The following is a 24570-nucleotide window of genomic DNA, read 5'->3' on the forward strand; positions in this document are numbered from 1 at the left end:
GGATTTGTGATGATCGGTATGCTGTGGCGCATGATTACCGTTCACCATCTTGAGACCTCGCGTTCGCAACGCGTCCTTTGGCTGCTGGAAGAGTTGGGTCTGCCTTATGAGATCAAGCTTTACAAGCGTGATCCGCGCACGCGGCTGGCCCCGCCGGAGTTGAAGGCCATTCACCCCCTGGGGAAGTCGCCGGTGATCACCGATGGTGATTTGGTCGTGGCCGAGTCCGGTGCCATCCTCGAGTATCTGGGGGAGCGCTATGCCGGGCAGGCATCCGGTGATGCAGCGCACCTGTTGACCCAGGTGGGAACGCCGGAACACCTGCAGCTTCGCTACTGGATGCACTACGCCGAAGGGTCGCTGATGAACTGGCTGGTGATGAAGCTGGTGTTCATGACCATCCCGACACAGCCCATGCCGTTTTTTGTGCGCCCGATTGCCAAGGCGCTGTGCGGCCAGGTCCAAGCCAAGCTGATTGATCCCAACGTGGCTGCGGCGGCTGCATTCATCGAAGATCACTTGTCCAAGCACACCTGGTTTGCGGGTGAGCGTCTGACCTTGGCGGACTTCCAGATGAGTTTTGCCGTGTCTGCCTTGCTGTCGCGTGCGTCGGTGGCCCAGTCATGCCCTCACTTGGCGGCTTATGCCAAGCGGATGGAGGCACGGCCAGCCTATCAGCGCGCGTTGGCCAAAGGTGGCCCGGTGATCATGTCCGCTTGAAAGAAGCGGGCAGCGCTCAAGCACCGTTGAGCGATGGGAGCAACTGGCGCCAGACGCGGTGACCGGTTTCGTCAAAAGAGGCGACGGCTTCTCTGAACGCGCGTCGCTCTTGCGTGTCGACCAGCGGCTCAGGCAGCAAGGGGTCGAACACGAGTTGGCGGATGGCTTCGTTGCCCAGGAGATAGCACTCGCGGGCCGCGACGTCCGGTTCAAGTTTGTCAGACCGTGCCAGCCAGTCTTCCAGCTTTTTGCGGGTCTGGATGTAGCCCTGCGTCAAGGCGGAGGACTGCCAGAGCTGGCGCGCACGCTGGTCCAGCTCGGGGGGGAGGTCGCTGGCGGCGAACACGGGGGCCTCGGCTTCCAGCCCAAGCCGGTGCAAGCGCTCGCGCGTTTCTGCTGCGTGGCCCACCAAGTTGTCGGGGCGAACGTACAGGGCGCTGTCGAGTGCCTTGAAGCCCAGGAGCGCCAGAGCGCGTTCACGTTGCCGCAGTGCGGTGCGGTCGCTGCGGCCCAGGTTGCCGGTACTGACCATGATCCATTGGCCACTCCAGGGCACCACACGCTCTTCGGCCTGACGCCATTGCTCAACTTGTTCGGCCAGATCTGCGGCGCGGGAGCCGAGTTCGTAGCTGCCGCGGCCAGCGGATTGCACCAGACCTGACGCGGCCAGGCGAACCAGCGTGACCCGCACACTGTTTTCCCGGATGCCGAAGAGAGCGGCAGAGGTGACCGCATCTGCGGCGGTGAGCGAGGCGCCATCTGCTGCACGCAGCAGATTGAGGATCAGGTGCTTGGGTGAGGGCGACATGGCTTGGCGTCGAATGAACTGCGTCGCATCATACGACTGCCGATTCGGTTCTTGGCGCGGAACCCCAAGCAGCAATCCCTCCGGTTGACGACTTAGTTCACGCGCGGGTGCGCCGAGCCACCATGGCTGCACTGATTTCTGTCAGTGTTTGTGCGGAGAGCTGGTCTGCGGCCGGATACACCTCGTCCTCTTCTCTTTGTGCATGGGCGATGTAGCGATGCGCAAACGTCGCCAGCTCATCAGGGGGGGCATGGACCTGACCGGCGGCAACGGCCCGCAGCCAGGGCGTGACAGCCTGCCAGAGGTGTCCCAGCGAGTGATGTTCGGCTTCCAGGCTGTCAATGGCTTGTGTCAGCCGACTTTGTCCCAAGGCGCGCAAGGCCGGAAAGAGGTTCAGGTCTTCATCTTCGTGATGCAGCGGCGCGGCCATCTCGAAATAGCGCAAGATGGACCGAGCCGCCTCCTGGGCTTGTGCATCCACGTGATGCTCGCCAGAGACAGGGTGCACCAACCCGTCCAGGTGTGAGCGGAGTTTGAGTGCCAGGGTGGCGAAGCGGCGAACCTTGTCGTGACAGGCTCGCAACAACTCCAGCGGATCGTCGATGCTGGGGGCGACAGGCTGCAAAAGCGGTTTCATGGCGTATTGATAGCACGTTTGAATCGCCCTGTTGCCTTGTCGAAGAACTACTCCTATTGGCTAATTGGCGACCGCAGGACTCTTCTTTAGAGTGCCAAGCACCTGCCAACAGGTTTTTCGCCATGAGTCGCCTGATTGATTCGTTCCATCGCCGTATTGATTACCTTCGCGTGTCCGTGACGGACCGCTGTGATCTGCGCTGCACATACTGCATGCCCAAGGGCTTCAAAGGTTTTGAAGAGCCCGAGCATTGGCTGCGACATGATGAGATGGCCCGCCTCGTGGGGCTGTTTGTCAGCCAGGGCGTGAGCAAGGTCCGACTGACAGGGGGCGAGCCACTGCTGCGCAGAGGCGTGACCGATCTGGCCAGGCAGCTGACGTCGATGAGTGGTCTGCACGATTTGTCGGTGTCCAGCAATGGCACGCAGCTGGCGCATCTGGCAGGGCCGTTGAAGGAGGCTGGGGTTCATCGCCTCAACATCAGCCTGGATTCGCTGGATCCGGCGTGTTTTGCACGGATCACCGGGCGTGACTGCCTGACGGATGTGTTGCAGGGACTCAAAGTTGCGCGTGAAGTGGGCTTCAACCCCATCAAGCTCAACATGGTGGTGCAGGCCAATGTGAATGTGAGCGAGGTGGTGCGCATGGTGGCCTTTGCCATCGAGCATGGCTTTGTGCTGCGGCTGATCGAGCCCATGCCGATTGGTGACACGGGGCGGGCCACCGCAGGCGTCAATTTGACGCGCCTGGGTGAACAGTTGGCCGACCAATATGGTTTGGTTCCTGAGATCTTGGGCCGTGGTGCAGGTCCTGCCAGGTACTGGTGTACCGCTGACCGCCGGATGAGTCTGGGTGTGATCACACCCATGTCGCAGCACTTTTGCGAGGCCTGCAATCGCGTTCGCCTGGGGGTGGATGGCACGCTGTACCTCTGCCTGGGGCAAAACGATCAAGTGCCCTTGGGCAAGATGATGCGTGAGGGCGCTTCGGACGAAGCACTGCTGGACGCCATCCATCAGGGCATTGCGGCCAAGCCAGAGCGGCACGAATTCAACGAGAAGCCACAGCAGATTGTTCGCTTCATGTCGCAGACGGGGGGGTGATGCTCGGCATCCTCGGCGGCTTGCCCCGCAACCTTGCCAGGCATGACAATGGGCCCATGTTGAATGAGGCGCGTGTCGGGCGCAGTCGAGTGGGGGCAGGGCGTGACGGTTGAGCAGGGTGACTCTCCTTTCATGGATGAAGGGGGCGACTTCGAGGCGGATTCCTCGTCTTCCGGTCTCGGTAGACGGTTGGCCCGCATGGGTCTGGCGTCCAAAATGGCCGTCATTGGTGGGGTGTTTTTGTCCCTGGCGCTGGCCTCCATTGCGCTGACCTTGTGGGTCACGTGGCAGTTGGTCGGTGGCGCTGCCGCAGTGAACGAAGCGGGCCGCATGCGGATGCGCAGCTATGAGCTGGCCTTGCTGCTCAATCAGCAATATCCGGTCGAGAGTCGGACCCGCTTTCTGCTGGATGTGAACGAGCGCTTGTCAGCCTTTGATGACAGCGTGGCGTTGCTGCGCGCGGGCGATGCCATCCGGCCGCTGTTTGTGCCGTGGGATGCCGATTCCCGCGCGCGCTTCGAGGCCGTGGTGGAACATTGGCAGCATCTTCGCAAGGAGGTGGAAGGCGTGGCGCAAGGTCAGCCCTTGCCCAAGACGTTTGCCAGTGATGTCGATGATTTCGTGAAGTACATCGACGAGCTGGTCTCGGCCATTGAACGGCATCTGGCCCGCTGGACGGGTCTGCTGCACACCTTTCAGATCGCCATGATGGTGGCGGCCATTCTGAGCGCGTTGGCCTTGTCCTATGTGCTCAAGGTAGTGGTCCTGGTGCCCATTGCGCGACTTCAGAGCGCCTTGCAGCGCATGGAAAACGGCAATCTGGCAACCCGTGTGAAGGTGGTGTCAGACGACGAGCTCGGCGCCTTGGCGCAAGGCTTCAACAGCATGGCGGCCAAGTTGGAGTCCTCATACGCCAATCTGGAGCAGAAGGTTCAGGAGAAGACTGCGGGTTTGGAGATCAAGCAGCAGCGCTTGGCCGCGCTGTATGAGGTGGCAGCGTTTGTTGCCAAAGCGGAGACGTTGGATGTGCTGTCTCAGGGCTTTGCGCGTCAGATGCGGCGCATTGCGCATGCCGATGCGGTGGCCATCCGGTGGTCGAACGAGGCCAACGAGCGTTATGTGCTGCTCGCGAGCGACTGTCTGCCGCAAGTCATGGCGGAGGATGAGCAATGCGTCCTGTCCGGGGATTGCTTGTGCGGCTCGAAGGTGCCGCCCGGTGTGCAACCCGCATTGCGTGTGATTCCGATCATGGAAGCATCGCGTGCGTTGGAGCAGCAGGCTGGACGGCGTGTGCATGAGTACTGCGAGAAGGCCGGGTACACCACGCTCATCACCGTGCCCTTGGCCATGCACCAGCGGGTGCTGGGTGAAGTGGAGATTTTCTACCGTGGCTACCCGCAGATTGGCGACGAAGAGCGCGGCCTGTTCGAAGCATTGGCGAGTCATCTGACCGGTGCCATGGAGGGGCTGCGCGCTGCTGCGATGGGACGTGAGTCAGCGATTGCCAACGAGCGGCAGCTGCTGGCTCAGGAGTTGCACGATTCGATTGCGCAATCGCTGGCATTTTTGAAGATTCAGATGCAATTGCTGCGTGATGCGATGTCGCGACAAGATCAGCCTTCCATCGATGCGATCCTGGATGAGCTGGATGCCGGGGTCAGAGAAAGCTATGCCGACGTGCGCGAGTTGTTGCTGCACTTCCGTGTACGGACGCACACCGAGGACATTGAGCCGGCCTTGCGTGAAACCTTGTCCAAATTTGAGCACCAGGCCAAGTTGCCCACGCAGTTGAACATTCACGGGCATGGTTTGCCCATGCCGCCCGACATTCAGCTCCAAGTGCTGCACATCGTGCAGGAAGCGCTGTCCAATGTGCGCAAGCACGCGCAGGCCACTCAGGTCTGGGTGGATGTTCAGACGCAGCCCGCATGGTCCTTCTGTGTGCGTGATAACGGACATGGTTTCGATCTTTCCGCAGGTCCGCCAGACGACACGCACGTGGGGTTGCGCATCATGCGTGAGCGAGCCCAGCGCATTGGCGCCACCTTGAGTTTCACGTCCGATCACGACGGCACGCGAGTGGAACTGCGCTTGCCGTCCCTGCAGGCGAGCCGCTCGCCCGGTCTACAACAAATCATTCCTACATCGTTATGACTGAAGACATCCGCACTGTTCGATTATTGGTGGTCGACGACCACACACTGTTTCGTCGCGGCTTGATTGCTTTGTTGTCCCGTGATCAGCGGCTGGTTGTGGTCGCTGAGGCGGGGGACGCAGGCGAAGCCCTGAAGCTGGGCCAACAGCATCAACCCGATGTCATCCTGTTGGACAACCATCTGCCGGGGGTCCATGGCGTAGAGGCCTTGCCGCAGTTGTGCGGGGCCTTGCCCCATACGCGCATCGTGATGCTGACCGTCAGTGAGGATGCGGACGATTTGGCGCAAGCCTTGGCGCGTGGCGCGGCAGGGTACCTCCTCAAGACGGTGGAGGGCGATGAGTTGGTGAACGCCATCCTCCGCGTGGCAGGCGGGGAATCGGTCGTGTCGCCCGAGATGACCAGCAAGTTGGTGGCGGCCTATCGGCATGCACTCACCAGTACGCCCGAGGCTGACGTCACGACCGAATCGGCTGCCAGTGCCGAGGTGTTGGAGGAGGATCCGGGCGTTTCTCGCTTGTCGCCGCGAGAGCGCGACATCTTGCGCGAGATCGCCCGTGGTGCCAGCAACAAGGAGATCGCGCGCACGCTGGACATTGCCGAAACCACGGTGAAGATTCACGTGCAGCACATCCTGCGCAAGCTGAATTTGACCTCGCGTGTGCAGGCGGCGGTGTACGCCACAACCCGTGGCGCCTGACTTGACCGAGGTCAATAGGTGGGCGAGGCTACTCCTTTGTGATGAGGAACGATGCGTCGGGATGACGCGTCATCGTTCTTTTGCCAAGCGGAACTTGATCTTGAGAAGGATGGGCGCCCCCACCTGAAATTCCCACACTGGCAGGCATGGAAAAAGGAGAGAACTCCATGTCTGTCAACAATAGGAGCCGATCCATCTCGGTACTGGTCGTCAGCACACTGGCCTTCACGGTGTGCTTCATGGTGTGGATGATGTTCGGGGTGATTGGCATCCCCCTGAAAAAGCAACTGGGGTTGAACGCCACGCAATTTGGTCTGTTGACCGCCATGCCGGTGCTGACCGGCTCGCTGGTGCGTGTGCCGCTGGGTATCTGGACCGACCGTTTTGGCGGCCGCATCGTGTTGTTCGTGATCATGCTGCTGTGCGTGCCGGCCATCTTCCTGATGAGCTACGCCACCGAGTTCTGGCACTTCCTGGTGCTGGGCTTGTTTGTGGGCTTGGCGGGCGGCTCGTTCTCGGTGGGGACGCCCTATGTGGCGCGCTGGTTCCCCAAGAATCAGCAAGGCTTTGCCATGGGTGTGTTTGGTGCCGGTAACTCGGGTGCCGCCGTCAACAAGTTTGTGGCGCCAGTGATTTTGGTGGCGGCAGGCTGGGCCATGGTGCCCAAGGTGTACGCAGCGATCATGCTGGGCACCGCCATCATCTTCTGGTTGGGCAGTGCACACGATCCTGCGCACCAGGTGCCTGCCAGCAAGGGCGGTTTCATGGCCCAGCTCAAGGCGCTGAAGGACCCTCGTGTTCTGAAGTACTGCCAGTACTACTCCATCGTGTTTGGTGGTTATGTGGGCCTGGCACTGTGGATGGTGCAGTACTACGTCGGTGAGTACGGTCTGGACATCCGCGTGGCGGCGCTGCTGGCGGCTTGCTTCTCGTTGCCCGGTGGTGTGTTGCGTGCGATTGGTGGCTACCTGTCCGACAAGCATGGCGCTCACAAGGTGACCTGGTGGGTGATGTGGGTGAGCTGGATCTGTCTGTTCATCCTGAGCTATCCCCAAACCGACTTCACCATCCAGACCATCAATGGTCCCCAGACGTATCACATTGGGCTGAACGTTTACACCTTCACCGCCGTCATGGGCGTGCTGGGTGTGGCGTTTGCCTTCGGCAAGGCCAGCGTCTTCAAGTACATCAGCGACGACTTCCCCACCAACATCGGCACGATCTCGGGCATCGTGGGTCTGGCCGGTGGCATGGGGGGCTTCCTGTTGCCCATCCTGTTCGGCTACCTGCTGGACCTGACGGGTGTGCGTTCCAGCGCTTTCATGCTGCTCTACGGCGTGGTCTGGGTCTCCCTGATCTGGATGTACTGGACCGAGGTGCGTCGTACCGACGTGCTGGCCTGATCCCCTCATTTCGCTCAATCAAGACATTTACAGCGCAAGCCCGCCATCACGGTGGTGGCTGACTTGCGCTCATCCTGAGGAACTCCCATGGCAAAGATTCAAAACTGGAAGCCGGAAGATCCGGCTTTCTGGCGCGACCAAGGTAGCGCGCTGGCTTGGCGAACCTGTGGTGTCACCACGTTCTCGCTGATCTTCTCGTTTGCGACGTGGTTCGTGATGAGTGCGGTGGTGGTGCGCATGCCCGCCATCGGCTTCAAGTTCACCACCTCCGAGTTGTTCTGGCTCGCTGCCATTCCCGGTCTGGCATCGGGCATCTTGCGTCTGATTCACTCCAACTTCATTCCGGTGTTGGGGACGCGTGCAGTCATCAGTGTGTCGACCATCATCAAGGTGGTGCCGATGCTGTGGCTGGGCTATGCCGTTCAGGATCTCAATACGCCGTGGTCGACCTTCATGATCATTGGCTTCCTGTGTGGCATGGGTGGTGGCGACTTCTCGTCCTTCATGCCCTCGACCTCGATCTTCTTCCCCAAGCGTCTGCAAGGCACTGCCATGGGCATCCAGGCTGGCCTGGGTAACTTCGGCGTGTCGATCGTGCAGTTCGTGGCGCCATGGATCATTGGTCTGGCTGCACTGGGTACGGTCGCTGGCGGTCCTCAGGTGTTCACCAAGGGTGATCCGATCAAGGGTGCCCTGGTCGTCACCAAGGAAGACAAGCTGGTCAAGGACGTGGTTGTGGCCAAGCCCGAGTACGTCTCGGCCATCGACATCGTGCGTGAAAACGGCGTCATCAAGGACGTCAAGCTGCGCGACACCGATACCGTGAAGGTCATCAAGGCGGATGTGGTCAAGGATGCCAACGGGGTCATCACCGCAGTGAACCCCACCAAGGGCGTGGGCCTGGAAGTCAAGCGCAACGAAGCCGGTGCCGTCACCGATGTGACCCTGCGCAATGTGGTCAAGAAGCCCATGTGGCTGCAAAACGCTGCATTTGTGTGGGTGCCATTTTTGGTGCTGGCCACGGTGCTGGCTGCTGTGTTCCTGCGCAGCCTGCAACTGCCTTCGCGTGGCTTCATGGGGCAGTTCGAGATCCTGAGCAGCCGCAACCGTGCACGCGTCCACACCTGGAACTGCACGATGACCTACATCTGCTCGTTCGGTTCGTTCTCGGGCTTCTCGGCAGCGTTCCCCATGCTGATCAAGACGCTGTACGGCGGTTTTGACGGTGCCCCCGATCCTTTGCAGTACGCCTACATCGGCCCACTGCTGGGTGGTTTGGTGCGCATGTTGACCGGTGGCTTCTTTGACAAGGTTGGTGGCTCCAAGGGCATGCAGTGGACCACCATTGGCCAGATCGGTGGCGTGGTGTTCCTGGTGTTCGGCGGTTACCTGACCCCCACCAGCATTGAGCAGTTCAGCGGTTTCCTGTGGGGCATGCTGTGGATCTTCCTGATGTCCGGCATCAACAACGCCGCCACTTTCCGTCAATACCCCATCGTGTTTGCCTACTCGCCTGCCAAGGGGGCGCAAATGCTGGGCTGGACGGGTGCCTGGGCGGCATTCGGCCCCTTCGTGTGGAACTCGCTGATTGCCACCTCCATTGAGAAGACCGGCACCGTCAACGCCTTCTTCATCGGTACGGCTGTGTTCTATGTGTACTCCCTGTTCATCAACTGGTGGTACTACACCCGCAACGGCGCCGAGCGCTTTGACTACGGCAATGCCGGCGGCACCTGGTGGGACAAGCTGTCTGACGCCGAGAAGGAGCGCATGAAGCGCATCGACCTGGGTCAGGCCGCCTGAGCTACGTCAACAGGAGTACGCCATGGACATCGTTGTCAACGCAGGGGCCGTCGCGTATGGGGTGACGCTGGTGCTGGCCAGCGTCATTCGACACCCCATCACCGAAGCGATGCGCATTGATGCGCTCTTCATTCCGCAAGCGAATGAACGCACGCGCCCGCTCAATCTGCTGTTCGGACTAGCTATTGCGGGTTATGGCGCTTGGTCGCTCATCTCGCGATGATCGGTGTCAAGGCCTTTCAAAGATTGCAAGGAATCAACCATGAGTCATTTTCTTGACCGTTTGACCTTCTTCGCGCAACCCAAAGAGGAGTTCGCGAATGGTCACGGCGTTACCAACGGTGAAGACCGTACCTGGGAAGACGCCTATCGCAGCCGCTGGCAGCACGACAAGATCGTGCGCTCTACCCACGGCGTCAACTGCACGGGCTCTTGCTCGTGGAAGGTGTATGTCAAGGGCGGCATCGTCACCTGGGAAACCCAGCAGACCGACTACCCCCGTACCCGCGACGATCTGCCCAATCACGAACCTCGTGGTTGCGCCCGTGGCGCCAGCTACTCCTGGTACCTGTACAGCGCCAACCGTGTGAAGCACCCGATGGTGCGTGGCGAGCTGCTCAAGCAATGGCGTGCGGCACGCAATGTGGCCAAGTCGCCTGTGGATGCCTGGTCCACCCTGATGGCCAACGACGACGCCCGTCGCTCCTGGCAGAAAGAGCGCGGCCTGGGCGGCTTCGTGCGCGCCAGCTGGGACGAGGTTAACGAGATCGTGGCCGCGGCCAACGTCTACACCATCAAGCAATATGGTCCGGACCGCATCATCGGCTTCTCGCCGATCCCTGCGATGTCGATGATCAGCTATGCGGCAGGCAGCCGCTACCTGAGCCTGATCGGTGGCGTGTGCATGTCGTTCTACGACTGGTACTGCGACTTGCCACCCTCCAGCCCACAAATCTGGGGTGAGCAGACCGAAGTGCCCGAATCGGCCGACTGGTACAACTCGAACTACATCATTGCCTGGGGCTCGAACGTGCCTCAGACCCGTACCCCCGACGCCCACTTCTTCACCGAAGTGCGCTACAAGGGCGCGAAAACCGTGGCGGTCACGCCTGACTATTCCGAAGTCGCCAAGCTGGCCGACATCTGGATGCACCCCAAGCAGGGCACCGATGCGGCGGTCGCCATGGCCATGGGCCATGTGATCCTCAAAGAGTTTTACTTCGACAAGCGCAGCGCGTACTTCGATGACTACGCCCGTCGCTACACCGACTTGCCCATGCTGGTCATGCTCGAAGAGCAAGACACACCGGCCGGCAAGGCCTTGGTGCCGGGGCGTTACCTGCGTGCCAGCGACATGACCGGTGAGGTGGCGCAAGGCTCCAACACCGAGTGGAAGACCTTGGCGTACAACAACGATGGCAGCATCGTGGTGCCCAATGGTTCCATCGGCTTCCGCTGGGGTGCTGCCGGCCGCTCGGACGAAGGCAAGTGGAACCTGGAGACCAAGGAAGGCGTGAACAACGCCGAGGTCAACCTGAAGTTGTCCGTGCTGGAAGATGCCAGCAAGGCAGAGGTGGTGTCGGCAGACGTCAACAAGGTCGCTTTCCCGTACTTTGGTGGCATCGATTCCCCTGGCTTCTCGTCCAACAAGCAAGGCGACGTGTTGCTGCGCAACGTACCCATGCAGCGTCTGACCATCCAGAAGGATGGCCAGTCCAAGGACGTGTGGGTGGCAACCGTGTTCGACCTGCAAGTGGCCAGCTACGGCGTGTTCCGTGGCCTGAAGAATGCCCAAGGTCAACTGGTGGACGATGGTGCCCAGTCGTTTGACGACAACGTGCCTTACACCCCCGCCTGGCAAGAGCAGATCACCGGCACCCCTCGCCAGCAAGTGCTGACCGTGGCACGCCAGTTTGCCGACAACGCCGACAAGACCCATGGCAAGTCCATGGTCATCATCGGTGCGGCCATGAACCACTGGTACCACTGCGACATGAACTACCGCGGCATCATCAACATGCTGATGATGTGCGGCTGTATCGGCCAATCGGGCGGCGGATGGGCTCACTATGTGGGCCAGGAAAAGCTGCGTCCCCAAACCGGCTGGACCGCCTTGGCGTTCGCGCTGGACTGGGTGCGCCCACCCCGTCAACAGAATTCCACCAGCTTCTTCTATGCCCACACCGATCAGTGGCGCTATGAAAAGCTGGGCGTCAGCGAAGTGCTTTCGCCACTGGCCGACAAGGCCAAGTTCGGCGGCAGCATGATCGACTACAACGTGCGCGCCGAGCGCATGGGCTGGCTGCCCTCTGCGCCTCAATTGCAGACCAATCCGCTGAGCATTGCCAAGGACGCGCAAGCCCGGGGCATGGATGCGAAGGACTACACGGTTGAAGCGCTCAAGAGCGGTTCGCTGAAGATGTCATGCGAGGACCCGGATCATCCGCTGAACTGGCCGCGCAACATGTTCGTGTGGCGTTCCAACATCCTGGGCTCGTCCGGCAAGGGCCACGAATACTTCCTCAAGCACCTGCTGGGCACCACCCACGGCGTGCAGGGCAAGGACCTGGGCCCCAACGATGCCAAGCCACAAGAAGTCGAATGGCACAAGCAAGCCCCTGAGGGCAAGCTGGACCTGCTGGTGACGCTGGACTTCCGCATGAGCACCACTTGTCTGTACTCGGACATCGTGTTGCCCACGGCCACCTGGTACGAAAAGAACGACCTCAACACGTCCGACATGCACCCCTTCATCCACCCGCTGTCTGCGGCCGTGGATCCGGCATGGGAAGCCCGTTCCGACTGGGAGATCTACAAGGGCTTTGCCCAGAAGTTCTCGGAAGTCTGCGTGGGGCACCTGGGGGCCGAGCGCGAAGTCGTGATGACACCGATCATGCACGACACCGCCGCCGAGTTGGCGCAACCATTCGGTGTGCAGGAATGGAAGAAGGGCGAGATTGACCTCATCCCCGGCAAGACTGCGCCCCAAATCACCGTGGTCGAGCGCGACTACCCCAACACCTTCAAGCGCTTCACCTCGCTGGGCCCGCTGATGAACAAGCTGGGCAACGGCGGCAAGGGCATTGGCTGGAACACGCAGGACGAAGTCCATGCGCTGGCCGAGCTCAATGGCACCGTGCGCGAAGAAGGCGTCAGCCAAGGGATGCCCAAGATCGTGTCCGACATCGACGCCACCGAAGTGGTGTTGATGTTGGCTCCTGAGACCAACGGCCACGTGGCTGTGAAGGCTTGGGAAGCACTGGGCAAGCAAACCGGTCGTGACCACACCCATCTGGCCCTGCACCGCGAAGACGAGAAGATCCGCTATCGCGACATCCAGGCGCAACCGCGCAAGATCATTTCCTCGCCCACCTGGTCGGGTCTGGAAAGCGAGAAGGTGTCTTACAACGCCGGCTACACCAATGTGCACGAGCTGATTCCATGGCGCACCTTGACCGGTCGTCAGCAGTTCTACATGGATCACCCGTGGATGATCGCGTTCGGTGAAGGCTTCGTGTCGTACCGTCCGCCGGTTGACCTCAAGACCCTGGATGACGTGGCGGGTGTCAAGCCCAACGGCAACAAGGAAATTGCGCTCAACTTCATCACGCCGCACCAGAAGTGGGGCATTCACTCGACCTACTCCGACAACCTGTTGATGCTCACGCTCAACCGTGGTGGCCCGGTGATCTGGCTGAGTGAAGACGACGCCAAGAGCGCCGGCATTGTGGACAACGACTGGGTGGAACTGTTCAACACCAACGGCGCCATCGCGGCGCGTGCGGTGGTCAGCCAGCGGGTGAACAACGGCATGGTCCTGATGTATCACGCTCAGGAAAAGATCGTGAACACACCGGGCTCTGAAATCACTGGCACCCGAGGCGGCATCCACAACTCTGTGACCCGTGTGGTGCTCAAGCCCACGCACATGATCGGCGGCTACGCGCAGTTCAGCTACGGCTTCAACTACTACGGAACGATTGGCACCAACCGCGATGAATTCGTGGTCGTGCGCAAGATGAACAAGGTTGACTGGCTGGACGACGAAGGCTCCGCCACCAGCTCGCAAGGAGCACACGCATGAAAATCCGCGCTCAAATCGGGATGGTCCTGAACCTGGACAAGTGCATTGGTTGCCACACCTGCTCGGTGACCTGCAAGAACGTCTGGACCAGCCGCCCGGGCGTTGAGTACGCCTGGTTCAACAACGTCGAAACCAAGCCCGGTATTGGTTATCCCAAGGAATGGGAAAACCAGGACAAGTGGAAGGGTGGTTGGATTCGCAAGGCCGACGGTTCGATTCAGCCCCGCCAAGGCGGCAAGCTGAATCTGCTGATGAAGATCTTTGCCAACCCCAACCTGCCCGAGATCGACGACTACTACGAGCCCTTCACCTTCGACTACGACCATCTGCAGTCGGCCCCCAAGAGCAAGGCCGCGCCCACCGCGCGTCCTCGCAGCTTGATCACCGGCAAGCGCATGGAGAAGATCGAATGGGGCCCCAACTGGGAAGAAATCCTGGGTGGTGAGTTCAGCAAGCGCAGCAAGGACAAGAACTTCGATGACGTCCAGAAGGACATCTACGGTCAGTTCGAAAACACCTTCATGATGTACTTGCCTCGCCTGTGCGAGCACTGTCTGAACCCCGCTTGCGTGGCATCGTGCCCATCGGGCTCGATCTACAAGCGTGAAGAAGACGGCATCGTGCTGATCGACCAGGACAAGTGCCGCGGCTGGCGCATGTGCGTGTCGGGCTGCCCCTACAAGAAGATCTATTACAACTGGCAGTCGGGCAAGGCCGAGAAGTGCATCTTCTGCTACCCACGGATCGAAGCCGGTCAGCCGACCGTGTGTTCGGAGACCTGCGTGGGGCGCATCCGCTACCTGGGCGTGCTGCTGTATGACGCAGACAAGATCCAGGCTGCAGCCAGCGTCGAGCATGACCGTGACCTGTACCAGGCCCAATTGGACCTGTTCCTGGACCCGAACGATCCGAAGGTGATCGAGCAGGCTCGCAAGGACGGCATCCCCGAAGCCTGGTTGATCGCTGCCCGCCACAGCCCCGTCTACAAGATGGCTGTGGACTGGAAGGTCGCGCTGCCGCTGCACCCCGAGTACCGCACGCTGCCCATGGTCTGGTATGTGCCACCGCTGTCGCCCATCCAGTCGGCTGCCAACAGCGGTCAACTGGGCGTCAATGGCGAGATTCCGGACGTCAACCAGCTGCGCATCCCGGTCAAGTACCTGGCCAACCTGCTGACCGCTGGCGACACCATGCCCGTGACCCGCGCGCTGGAACGCATGCTGGCCATGCGCGGCTACATGCGCAGCAAGCATGTGGATGGCGTGGACAACAAGAAGGTGCTCGACCAGGTCGGCCTCGACAAGCACACCGTGGAAGACATGTACCACGTGATGGCGATTGCGAACTACGAAGACCGCTTCGTGATTCCATCGGCGCACCGTGAGTACGCCGAAAACGCCTTTGACGTGCGAGGCGGCTGCGGCTTCTCGTTTGGCAACGGTTGCTCCGACGGGGCCACCGACGCCAGCCTGTTTGGTGGCAAGAAGAAGCGCACCATTCCCATCAAGTCCGAGGTATGACCATGAGTGGCGCCATTCAAACCAAGGCCGGCGCCACACCGGCCTACAGCCTGCGTGCCCTGGCGCGCATGCTGACCTACCCGGATCAGAGTCTGCGCGAGCTGGTGCCCGATCTGCAAAAGGTCCTCACGGACGAGGCGGCCTTGTCGCCGGCACGTCTGCGTGGCCTGAGCATGTTGCTGGGGTCCTGGCTCGACATGGATGTGATGGAAGTGGAGCAGGGCTATGTCGAACTGTTCGACCGCGGCCGTGCCACCTCCTTGCACCTGTTCGAGCACGTGCACGGCGATTCGCGCGACCGTGGCCCGGCCATGATCGATCTGGTCAAGACCTACGAACAAGGCGGCTTGCTGCTGGACCCCGACAAGATCGGCGGTGAACTGCCGGACTACCTGCCGGTGGTGTTGGAGTTTGCTTCCACGCTGCCAGCTGACCAGATGCAGGCGTTCATGGGCGAGATCTCACACATCCTCAATGCGATCCATGCTGCGCTGCTCAAGCGTCGCAGCCTGTATGCCCATGTGCTGGCCGCTGTGCTGGAGCTGGGGCAACAGCCCGTCGAGAACGTGGACGTGCCCGAAGACGAGGACATGGACACAGCTTGGGCCGAGCCTGAAGCCTTTGCCGGCTGCACGAGCAAGGGCCAGCAAAGTCCTGACCAGCCTCAACCCATCCAGATCGTGCGGCGTACCGCATCGAACCCACAACGAGGAGCATCAGCATGAGCCTCTCTCATCAATTCGTGTTTGGCATCTACCCGTACATCTGTGGTGCCATCTTCCTGCTGGGCAGCCTGATCCGCTTCGATCGGGACCAGTACACCTGGCGCAGTGAGTCCAGCCAGATGCTGTCCACGGGCAGCCTGCGGGTGGGCTCCAACCTGTTCCACCTGGGCATCATCGGCCTGTTCTTCGGTCACTTCTTCGGCATGCTGACGCCTGCTGACCTGATTCACGCCCTGGGTGTGAGCTCGTCGCAGAAGCAGCTGCTGGCGGTCGTGGCTGGTGGCACGCTGGGTTCATTGGCCCTGATCGGCCTGATCGTTCTGATCCACCGTCGCCTGACCAACGAGCGCATCCGCGCAACCTCGCGTGGCCGTGACTTCCTGGTGCTGTTCTGGATCCTGGCGACCTTGCTGCTGGGCCTGTCGACCATTCCCCTGTCGCTGCATCACAGCGATGGCGGCGAAATGCTCAAGCTGATGGCCTGGGCGCAGCATCTGGTGACCTTCCAGGGGGATGCCGCCGGCTTCATCGCCGAAGCCTCGCCGGTGTTCAAGGTTCACATGTTCATGGGCATGTCGTTGTTCGCGATCTTCCCCTTCACCCGTCTGGTGCACGTGTGGAGCGGCTTTGCGGCAGCGGGCTATGTGGCCCGTCCGTGGCAGGTGGTTCGCAGCCGCCGCATCGGCCTGAACAAGTAAGGAGCACACCATGTTGACCTCGACCGATGCACTCGCCGACAAGGCTTGCCTGAAAGTGGGCGACGTGGTGCTGTCCGATGACATCACCACGCTCACCGAGGCGGAATGCCGTCAGCGCGCCAGCGTGGAGTTGCTGCGTCAGGCAGCGATCGAAGCTGGTTTGCTGTCGGCCGACGATCCGGCCCCGCAGGAGGGCGTGATCAGCGAAGCCGCGGCCGAGGCCATTGACACCTGGCTGGCGCAAAACCTGCGCGTGCCCGAACCCGACGAGCAGGCGTGTCGCCGTCACCATGCGGCGCATGCCTCGCGCTATGCTCAGGGCGAGCGGGTTCAGGCGCGCCACATTCTGTTTGCCGTGACGCCAGGCGTGGACGTCAAGGCCCTGCGCGGGCGTGCCGAGCAGGCTTTGCTGGATGCGCGGGCCGAGCCCCGTCGCTTTGCCGAGCTGGCCCGCCAGCTCTCCAACTGCCCCAGTGCCGAGCACGGCGGTGACTTGGGGTGGCTCAGTGCGCAGGACTGCGCACCTGAGTTTGCCCGCGAGTTGTTCGCGCAAGACGAAGGGCATGCCAACGTGGGTGTGCTGCCTCGCTTGGTCCACAGCCGCTTTGGCTTGCATGTGGTCGAGGTGTTGCAGCGCGATCCAGGGCAGCAGCAGCCTTTTGAAGTCGTTCAGGAAGCTGTCGCGCAATCGCTGCGTCAGCAGACCTGGATCACTGCGCTCAAGCAAGCCATGCAGTTGTTGGCAGGCAGATGGGAAGTCTCCGGCGTAGACTTGGCTGCAGCTGACTCTCCTCTTCTGCAATAAATGGACGACGAACTGCTACAGCGCATCCGCCGATTCAGGACGGACTATTTCCCGCAGTATCAAGGCCAGTTCAAGGACTTGGTTGAGCAGGGGCAGCACCCCACAACCTTGTTTGTGGGGTGTTCTGACAGTCGCCTGGTTCCCTACCTCCTGACCGGGGCAGGGCCAGGCGAATTGTTCATTGTGCGTAACGTGGGGGCGCTGATTCCGCCTTACAACGGGCTGCATGGCCTGCACGGCACGGCGGCCGCCATTGAATATGCGGTGCTGAACTTGCACATCAGCCGCATCGTGGTGTGTGGACACTCGCACTGCGGGGCCATGAAGGCCCTGTACGAAGAAATCTCACCCGAGGCCAAGAACCTGGATGCCTGGCTGGATTTGGCTCGCGAAGCCGCCCTGCCTGTGCAGGTGACACCCGAAGCCCTGCGCCGCACCGAGCAGCGCGCCGTGGTCCTTCAGTTGGAACGGCTCATGGACTATCCCATGGTGCGTGAGCGTGTCGAAAAGCGAAAGATTTCACTGCACGGATGGCACTACGTCATCGAAGAAGGTGAGATCCATGTCTTCGATGTGCAGACCGGGGCATTTGTGCCCGCATCCAGGGCAGAACACAGCGGCACGGGGCCTTATCAGCACACCGATGTGGATGGTGGTTCCATCTTCAACGAGGTTGACGACAGCTGGTACGCCGGACGCTGAATCTCCGTTATTCATCGGTGTTTTGCGGGGCTGCATACCTCTAAAGGACTAGGGGTAGAGCCCGACTAAGACGATCGGGCAACTTTGCGCGGCGTCAAATCCATGACGATTTCAGGTCACCAGAATCAAATGATTCCAGGGACTACCAGAGGGAAAAATCATGGGTTCTCGCCGATTGAACGTGCCGTCTTATCTCAGTCATCAGCCCTTGTTCAAGGGCATGAATGAAAGTGAATTGGTCAACATGGCAGATGCCTCGCAACTGAGGCGTCTGGGGCGAGGTGAAGCCATCTTCCAGGCGGGCGAAGCGTGTGAGGCGCTTTACTTGGTGGTGGAGGGGCTCGTCAAGCTCTATGCGCGGGGCGCTCAAGGGCAAGAGAAGGTCATTGAAGTTGCAGCGGCGGGTGAGTGTGTCTCTGAGGCCTTGATGTTCAGTGACGTGGCCCACTCGGTGAACGCTTGCGCCTTGACCGATGTGTTGCTGCTGGTCATTCCCAAATCGGTGCTGCTGCAAGCCATCAATGGCAATGGTGAATTGGCGATCGGCTTGATCACTCGGTTGTCCCGACGCTTCACACGCATGGTGAAGGACATCGAGGCTTTGACGCTGCAGTCCGGTGTCGAGCGGGTGGTGGACTATTTGTTGCAGTCGCCCGTGGTGGACGGTGGGCAAGACACGGTGGAGGGCGATATCACCGTGTCCTTGCCAGCCAGCAAGGGCACGATTGCATCCTTGCTGTCGGTCACGCCGGAGCACTTCTCTCGCATCCTTCACGAGCTTCAGGCCAACGGTCTGATCGCTGTGAATCGTCGCCAGATTCACATTCCTGACGTGCAACGCCTGGCCTGCTACAGCTGAGTCACTGAACGGACTAGTCCTTTTGGCGCGTTCGTTCTTGAACGAGTTCAAGGAAAAGGGAGGGCGGTTTCCCTAGTCTCTGCAAGTCCCCTGAAAAGAAGGAGAACGGCATGAGCCAGGGTAAACCAAGCGGCTTCACCAAGCAGGCGGCCCGCAATATTTTTTATGGCGGGTCTGTATTTTTCGCCTTGTTGTTTGCAGCCATCGTGTTCGACAGCGAACACAAGATCCCAGAGCGGTCCAACGCCCAAAACATCACCGAGTCGGTGGTGCGGGGCAAGAAGATCTGGGAGACCCGCAACTGCATCGGTTGCCACACCTTGTTGGGTGAGGGGGCGTACTTCGCACCCGAGCTGGGCAATGTGTACAAGCGTCGCGGTGGCGAGTTCATCAAGGCCTGGATCAAGGGCCAACCCACCGGTGCACCGGGTCGTCGTCAGATGCCCCAGTTTGACCTCAATGACCAACAACTCAATGATCTCGTCGATTTCCTGAAGTGGACCGGCGAAATCAATACTGAGAAGTGGCCTCCCAACATTGAAGGTTGATCGACGCGGAGCATCATCATGATCAAGACACTCAAGTTTCAATCGCAGGCGGTCGCCAAGCCTTATTTCATGGCGGCACTGCTGTTGTTCGTGGGGCAGATCGTTTTCGGTCTGGCCATGGGCCTGCAGTACATCGTCGGCGACTTCCTGTTCCCGGCCATTCCCTTCAACGTTGCCCGCATGGTGCACACGAACTTGCTGATCGTGTGGCTGCTGTTCGGCTTCATGGGGTCGGCCTATTACCTGGTGCCTGAAGAGGCTGAAACCGAGCTCTACAGCCCCAAGCTGGCCTGGGTTCTGTTCTGGGTCTTCCTGGTCGCTGGGGCACTGACGGTGGTGGGTTACCTCACCGTGCCGTATGCCAAGCTGGCCGAGATGACCGGCAACGACTTCCTGCAAACCATGGGGCGCGAGTTCCTCGAGCAGCCTTTGCCGACCAAGGTGGGCATCGTGATCGTGGCGTTGGGCTTCCTGTTCAACATCACCATGACACTGCTCAAGGGCCGCAAGACCAGCATTTCGCTGGTGCTGCACATCGGTCTGTGGGGCCTGGCGCTGATGTTCCTGTTCAGCTTCGTGAACCCGCATAACCTGGTGCGCGACAAGATGTACTGGTGGTTCGTCGTTCACCTGTGGGTGGAAGGCGTGTGGGAACTGATCTTGGGCGCACTGCTGGCCTTCGTGCTGATCAAGACCACGGGCGTGGACCGCGAAGTCATCGACAAGTGGTTGTACGTCATCATCGCGTTCTCGCTGATGACCGGCATCCTGGGCACAGGGCACCACTTCTACTTCATCGGTCTGCCTGGCTACTGGCACTGGATTGGCTCGGTCTTCTCTGCGCTGGAGCCGATTCCGTTCTTCATGATGACGGTGTTTGCCTTCAACATGGTTCAGCGTCGTCGCCGTGAGCACCCCAACCAGGCCGCCGTGCTGTGGGCGGTGGGCACCTCGGTGATGGGTTTCCTGGGCGCGGGGCTGTGGGGCTTCATCCACACGCTGTCTTCGGTGAATTACTACACCCACGGTACGCAGATCACAGCGGCCCACGGTCACTTGGCGTTCTATGGCGCCTACGTGCTGGTGGTCATCACCATGATCAGCTATGCGATGCCACTGATGCGTGGTCGTGAAGCCAATAGCCAACGTGCACAGAGCGTGGAAATGTGGTCTTTCTGGATCATGACCATTGCCATGGGCACCATGGTGCTGGCTCTGACTGGCGCCGGCATCCTGCAAGTGTGGCTGCAACGTTATTCGACCTCGCCTCAGCCGTTCATGACGGTTCAGGAGCAACTGAACTTCTTCTACTGGCTGCGCCTGTGGGGTGGTGTGGGCTTCCTGGCAGGCTTGGTGATGTACGTCATCAGCTTCTTCATCGGTGGCGAGCCCCGTACCGCTGCCAGCGTGGGTGGCGGTAACGCCCGCGCCGTTCCTGCTCAGCGCGCCTGAGCCCTGTTCGTCGGATCAGAAAGATCAACATGGAAATGCTGAGCGCCAAGCAACTCTCTGCGGCAGACGCACAGATGCCTCATTACGTCCCTCAGGCCGATGAGTGCCAACTGTTTGAGCATGCGTGGCGCTGTCAGCTGCCCTTGTTGATCAAAGGTCCGACGGGCTGTGGCAAGACCCGCTTTGTGGAACACATGGCCGCCCGGCTGGGGCGGCCCCTGATCACCGTGTCCTGTCATGACGATCTGAGTGCGGCCGACCTGGTCGGTCGCCATCTGATCGGGCAGGGCAGCACGGTCTGGCTGGATGGTCCTTTGGCGCGCGCGGTGCGCGAAGGGGCCATCTGCTATCTGGACGAGGTGGTGGAAGCCCGAAAGGACACCACCGTCGTCATGCACCCGCTGGCCGATGACCGGCGCGTGCTCCCCATCGAGCGCACCGGCGAATTGCTGGTCGCGCCGCCCGAATTCATGCTGGTGGTGTCTTACAACCCCGGCTATCAAAATTTGCTGAAGGCCCTCAAGCCCAGCACTCGTCAGCGCTTTGTGGCGCTGAGCTTCGATTACCCCCACGCAGGGGTTGAGCAAGAGATCGTGCGCACCGAATCGGGTGTGCGGGCCGATGTGGCCGAAGGCTTGGTGCGACTGGCGCAGGCTTTGCGCCGACTGACCGACCACGATCTGGAAGAAACCGCCAGCACCCGCTTGCTGGTGATGGCCGCCCGACTCATTGGCGCCGGCATGTCGGTGGAATCCGCCTGCCGCGCCGCCGTGGTGGATGCGTTGACCGACGACGCCGATACGGCCGCCGCCCTCATGGAGATTGTGCGTGGCACCCTCGCGTGCGACTGATCGCCTGCAAGTCCATCGTCGCCGGTGGCAGGTAGGCTTCTTTGCCTTGTTTTTGCTGGCGCCTGCGCTGAACCTGTTTCGGTTTGATCTGACCGAAACGCAGTTGTGGGTGCTGGGCATGCGCTGGTCGCTGGGGATCGATGCCCTGATGCATGGCCAGATCACGCCCACACAGGCCGGCATCAGCCTGGCCTTGCGGGGGCTGTTGCCCATCGTGGTGGTCGTGGCGGTGTTTCTGACGGTGGCCTGGCGTTATGGTCGTCTGTATTGCGGCTGGCTGTGTCCGCACTTTTCAGCGGTGGAACTGCTCAACCGGGTGTTGCACCGCGCTGTGGGCAAATTCAGCCTGTGGGACAAGCACCGCGTGCCGCGTCGCAACGCCCAAGGTCAGTTGGCGCAGCCGCAAGCGGCGTGGTGGCCGGTGTTCGTCGCCCTGAGTGCGCTGCTGGGCTTCTTGTGGGCCATCACCTTGCTCACCTATCTGCTGCCGCCAGACCGGGTCTGGAGTCATTTGTGGCACGGCACACTGACCGATGGCGAGGCCCGCTTCATCTGGATTGGTACGGGCGTCTTCACGGCCGAATTTGTGCTGGCCCGTCATCTGTTTTGTCGATTCGGCTGTGCCGTGGGGCTGTTTCAGAGTCTGGTATGGATGGCCAACCCCAAAGGCATGGTGGTGGCTTTTGCGCGTGAGCGCGCGCGTGAGTGCAAGACCTGCGATGTGCCAGTGGGCTCGGCCTGCGACAACGCTTGCCCCATGCGCCTGCACCCGCGCAACATCAAGCGCATGATGTTTTCGTGCGTGCAGTGCGGGCAGTGCCTGAGCGGCTGCGACACCTCGCAATCGGCGCAGCAGCGCACCCCGGTGTTGCAGTGGCAGATCGGGCTGGATGCCGTGCGTGAAACCTTGCGCCAAAAGAAGCTGGAACAACTCGACAAGGAGCCCCGCTGATGGAAGAGTTGGTCGGTCAGTGGTGGCACCGCGTGGTCACGCGCATGGCGGATCGCAGTCATCCGGAGGCTGCGGTTCACCTGGAGGATGTCAGCGCGCAACTCACGGTGATTTTTCGATCGCTGGGTGGCTTGCCGCAGTGGCGTCTGGCCTCGGCGGCTGAGCGCAGCCATGGTGGCCCCAGGACGTGGATGCAGCGTCTGGCCGGTGGTGGCAAGCGATCGGCCCAGCCGGTGCTCGACGCCGAAACCTTGGCGCTGCCGCCCACTGTCGCGGTGTTTGACGATGCGCAGCTCAACCGTTTTTTGTATGTGTGGCTGGCGGGGCAGGGCGCTGCGCGTCTGCTCTTGAGCGAGCTTGCCCCTGACGAGCAAGGCGGCTGGCTGCAAGCCAATCTGTATGCCAGTGCCTGGGTGCTCCATCAATTCCCGGGCTGGGTGCCGCGCTATCAAGCCATGGTGCGTGCCGTGCTGGCGCTGCGGCCGGACGTGGCTGAACTGAAGGGGAAGCAGGCCCAGGCCGAAGAGGTGGTGCAGACGGCGTTGCGTCATACCTTGAGTTGGCGCAGCCCGGTCGCATTGGATCAGGTCTTGCCTGCGGGCTTGGCTGACCCCGTTGGTGCTTCAGACACCTTGCCAGTCTGCTTATGGGTCACGCATGAGGCTGACGCGGTGACCGCAGCGCCATCACGGCGAGCCGCCCCGAGCGAAGGGCAGGCTCCGCCACGCGATGAGGCCAAGTCCACCGATGGCGTGCGCCGTCGTGCGCGCCAAACCAAAGACCCTCATGAGCGCAGTGGGCTCATGATGTTCTTCCGCACAGAGTCCCTGTTGTCGTGGGCGGAGCTGGTGAACGTCAACCGCCAGACCGATGACGATCCGGATGACAACGCCCAGCAAGCCGCCAACGACATGGACACCTTGTCCGTGGCGCCCGGTGGTGAGACATTGGCCTCGCGCGTGCGCTTCGACCTGGACTTGCCCAGTTCCGCGGCCGACGACACGGTCATCGACGCCAGCATCCGCGTGCCCGAGTGGGACCATCGCAAAGGCCGTTTGTTGCCCGATCACTGTGGCATCCAGTTGTTGATGCCCAAATTACAAGACGCGCCCTGGCAGGTGCCGCCCCCTTTGCGCGTGACGGCTTCGCGCATGCGCCGCCGGCTGGAGTCGCTGCGGGCCTTGCCCCGCTGGCAGAGTGGCTACACCAGTGGCGAGCGCCTGGAGGTGGATGCCTGGGTGCGTCACATGACCGAGCAAGCTGCGCAGGGCGATCAGGCGCAGCAATGGGGCGAACCCCGCGTGTTTGCGCGCCCCCAGCGCAGCGAGCGCAGCCTGGCCACCTTGTTGCTGGCCGACCTGTCCTTGTCGACCGATGCATGGGCCACGCAAGAGGCCCGCGTCATCGATGTGATCCGCGATGCGCTGTACGTCTTCGGTCAGGCCATGGACGGATTGGGGGACCCCTTCGAAATGCTCGGGTTCAGCTCGGTGCGGCGCGACAACGTGCGCGTCCATGCGCTCAAGCAGTTTGAAGAACACTGGAGCCCGATGACGCGTGACCGCATCGGGGCCATCAAACCGGGCTATTACACCCGCATGGGGGCGGCCTTGCGTTACGCCACCAGGCGGTTGGAGGCGCGCCCTGAGCGGCAACGTTTGCTGCTGCTGCTCACCGATGGCAAGCCCAATGACCTGGACCACTATGAAGGGCGATTTGGCCTGGAAGACACCCGCCATGCCGTCCACGCGGCCCGACAGGCAGGCTTGTATCCCTTCTGCATCACCATTGACGAAGAAGCCGCCGATTACTTACCATACCTCTTCGGTCAGCAGGGTTATGCGTTGGTGCATCGCCCCCAGGATTTAATAGGCAAATTGACACAAGTCGTTGCCATGCTGTCGGCATGACGCTTGTCACTACTACCAAAGAACGAGGGTAGAAGCCCGGGGCTAGTTCGACCGGGCAAATTTGCGTCAACTCAAATCAATGCTCGCAACAGATTTCCAGAATCCGCTGCGATTGCTGATGGACAGATGAGGAGG

At 61.0% G+C, this 24570-nt stretch carries 21 protein-coding genes; 19 read left to right on the plus strand and 2 right to left on the minus strand.

What is annotated here, in order from left to right; translation table 11 throughout:
* The first annotated feature begins 30 nt into the window (after positions 1-30).
* A complete protein-coding gene (locus tag ACMV18_RS10075; RefSeq protein WP_420817753.1) occupies positions 31-720 on the plus strand; it encodes a glutathione S-transferase family protein in 690 nt (229 codons plus the stop codon).
* Between the two features lie 16 nt (positions 721-736).
* Here ACMV18_RS10075 and ACMV18_RS10080 read toward each other — a convergent pair whose 3' ends face one another.
* Entirely contained in the window at positions 737-1528 is a 792-nt protein-coding gene (locus ACMV18_RS10080) for a PaaX family transcriptional regulator C-terminal domain-containing protein (protein ID WP_420817727.1), read from the minus strand.
* Positions 1529-1625: 97 nt separating this feature from the next.
* The gene (locus tag ACMV18_RS10085; RefSeq protein WP_420817728.1) at positions 1626-2165 is read right to left on the minus strand and encodes a hemerythrin domain-containing protein; all 540 of its coding nucleotides are present in this window, start codon (positions 2163-2165) and stop codon (positions 1626-1628) included.
* Positions 2166-2287: 122 nt separating this feature from the next.
* On the opposite strand from ACMV18_RS10085, the gene moaA reads away from it, so the two are divergent.
* The 18 genes from moaA to ACMV18_RS10175 all read left to right on the plus strand — a co-directional run bounded on the left by moaA (position 2288) and on the right by ACMV18_RS10175 (position 24435).
* Positions 2288-3268, plus strand: a complete 981-nt coding sequence (gene moaA / locus ACMV18_RS10090) for a GTP 3',8-cyclase MoaA (RefSeq protein ID WP_374255824.1) — start codon at positions 2288-2290, stop codon at positions 3266-3268.
* A gap of 63 nt (positions 3269-3331) precedes the next feature.
* Positions 3332-5422, plus strand: a complete 2091-nt coding sequence (locus tag ACMV18_RS10095) for a type IV pili methyl-accepting chemotaxis transducer N-terminal domain-containing protein (RefSeq protein ID WP_420817729.1) — start codon at positions 3332-3334, stop codon at positions 5420-5422.
* Positions 5419-6123, plus strand: a complete 705-nt coding sequence (locus ACMV18_RS10100) for a response regulator (protein ID WP_374255819.1) — start codon at positions 5419-5421, stop codon at positions 6121-6123. The genes ACMV18_RS10095 and ACMV18_RS10100 overlap by 4 nt, the downstream gene beginning before the upstream one ends.
* Before the next feature lie 167 nt (positions 6124-6290).
* The gene (locus ACMV18_RS10105) at positions 6291-7526 is read left to right on the plus strand and encodes an MFS transporter (protein WP_420817730.1); all 1236 of its coding nucleotides are present in this window, start codon (positions 6291-6293) and stop codon (positions 7524-7526) included.
* Positions 7527-7613: 87 nt separating this feature from the next.
* The gene (locus ACMV18_RS10110) at positions 7614-9329 is read left to right on the plus strand and encodes a hypothetical protein (RefSeq protein WP_420817731.1); all 1716 of its coding nucleotides are present in this window, start codon (positions 7614-7616) and stop codon (positions 9327-9329) included.
* 22 nt (positions 9330-9351) lie between these two features.
* Positions 9352-9552 (plus strand): hypothetical protein, encoded by a 201-nt coding sequence (locus ACMV18_RS10115; RefSeq protein ID WP_374255814.1) that lies wholly within the window; start codon positions 9352-9354, stop codon positions 9550-9552.
* A gap of 39 nt (positions 9553-9591) precedes the next feature.
* Complete coding sequence (locus ACMV18_RS10120; protein WP_420817732.1) at positions 9592-13413, plus strand: nitrate reductase subunit alpha; 3822 nt, start codon at positions 9592-9594, stop codon at positions 13411-13413.
* Complete coding sequence (narH, locus tag ACMV18_RS10125) at positions 13410-14933, plus strand: nitrate reductase subunit beta (protein ID WP_420817733.1); 1524 nt, start codon at positions 13410-13412, stop codon at positions 14931-14933. Before ACMV18_RS10120 ends, narH begins: the two co-directional genes overlap by 4 nt.
* A 2-nt stretch (positions 14934-14935) precedes the next feature.
* On the plus strand, positions 14936-15658 hold the full coding sequence (narJ, locus tag ACMV18_RS10130) for a nitrate reductase molybdenum cofactor assembly chaperone (RefSeq protein ID WP_420817734.1): 723 nt from the start codon (positions 14936-14938) through the stop codon (positions 15656-15658).
* Positions 15655-16356 (plus strand): respiratory nitrate reductase subunit gamma, encoded by a 702-nt coding sequence (gene narI / locus ACMV18_RS10135; protein WP_420817735.1) that lies wholly within the window; start codon positions 15655-15657, stop codon positions 16354-16356. The genes narJ and narI overlap by 4 nt, the downstream gene beginning before the upstream one ends.
* Positions 16357-16366: 10 nt before the next feature.
* Positions 16367-17161 carry a peptidylprolyl isomerase gene (locus tag ACMV18_RS10140; protein ID WP_374255809.1) on the plus strand — a complete coding sequence of 265 codons (795 nt, stop codon included), beginning with the start codon at positions 16367-16369 and terminating at the stop codon, positions 17159-17161.
* Entirely contained in the window at positions 17162-17863 is a 702-nt protein-coding gene (locus ACMV18_RS10145) for a carbonic anhydrase (RefSeq protein WP_420817736.1), read from the plus strand.
* 160 nt (positions 17864-18023) lie between these two features.
* Positions 18024-18722, plus strand: a complete 699-nt coding sequence (locus ACMV18_RS10150) for a Crp/Fnr family transcriptional regulator (RefSeq protein ID WP_420817737.1) — start codon at positions 18024-18026, stop codon at positions 18720-18722.
* 110 nt (positions 18723-18832) lie between these two features.
* Entirely contained in the window at positions 18833-19270 is a 438-nt protein-coding gene (locus ACMV18_RS10155) for a c-type cytochrome (RefSeq protein WP_374255804.1), read from the plus strand.
* Between the two features lie 18 nt (positions 19271-19288).
* Positions 19289-20722 carry a cbb3-type cytochrome c oxidase subunit I gene (locus ACMV18_RS10160; protein WP_420817738.1) on the plus strand — a complete coding sequence of 478 codons (1434 nt, stop codon included), beginning with the start codon at positions 19289-19291 and terminating at the stop codon, positions 20720-20722.
* Positions 20723-20751: 29 nt separating this feature from the next.
* Positions 20752-21573, plus strand: a complete 822-nt coding sequence (locus ACMV18_RS10165; RefSeq protein WP_420817739.1) for a CbbQ/NirQ/NorQ/GpvN family protein — start codon at positions 20752-20754, stop codon at positions 21571-21573.
* Positions 21551-22525 carry a 4Fe-4S binding protein gene (locus tag ACMV18_RS10170; RefSeq protein WP_420817740.1) on the plus strand — a complete coding sequence of 325 codons (975 nt, stop codon included), beginning with the start codon at positions 21551-21553 and terminating at the stop codon, positions 22523-22525. Before ACMV18_RS10165 ends, ACMV18_RS10170 begins: the two co-directional genes overlap by 23 nt.
* Positions 22525-24435, plus strand: a complete 1911-nt coding sequence (locus ACMV18_RS10175) for a nitric oxide reductase activation protein NorD (RefSeq protein ID WP_420817741.1) — start codon at positions 22525-22527, stop codon at positions 24433-24435. Before ACMV18_RS10170 ends, ACMV18_RS10175 begins: the two co-directional genes overlap by 1 nt.
* The last annotated feature ends 135 nt before the right edge of the window (positions 24436-24570 follow it).

Source organism: Aquabacterium sp., assembly GCF_048860245.1.
GTDB lineage: Bacteria > Pseudomonadota > Gammaproteobacteria > Burkholderiales > Burkholderiaceae_C > Aquabacterium.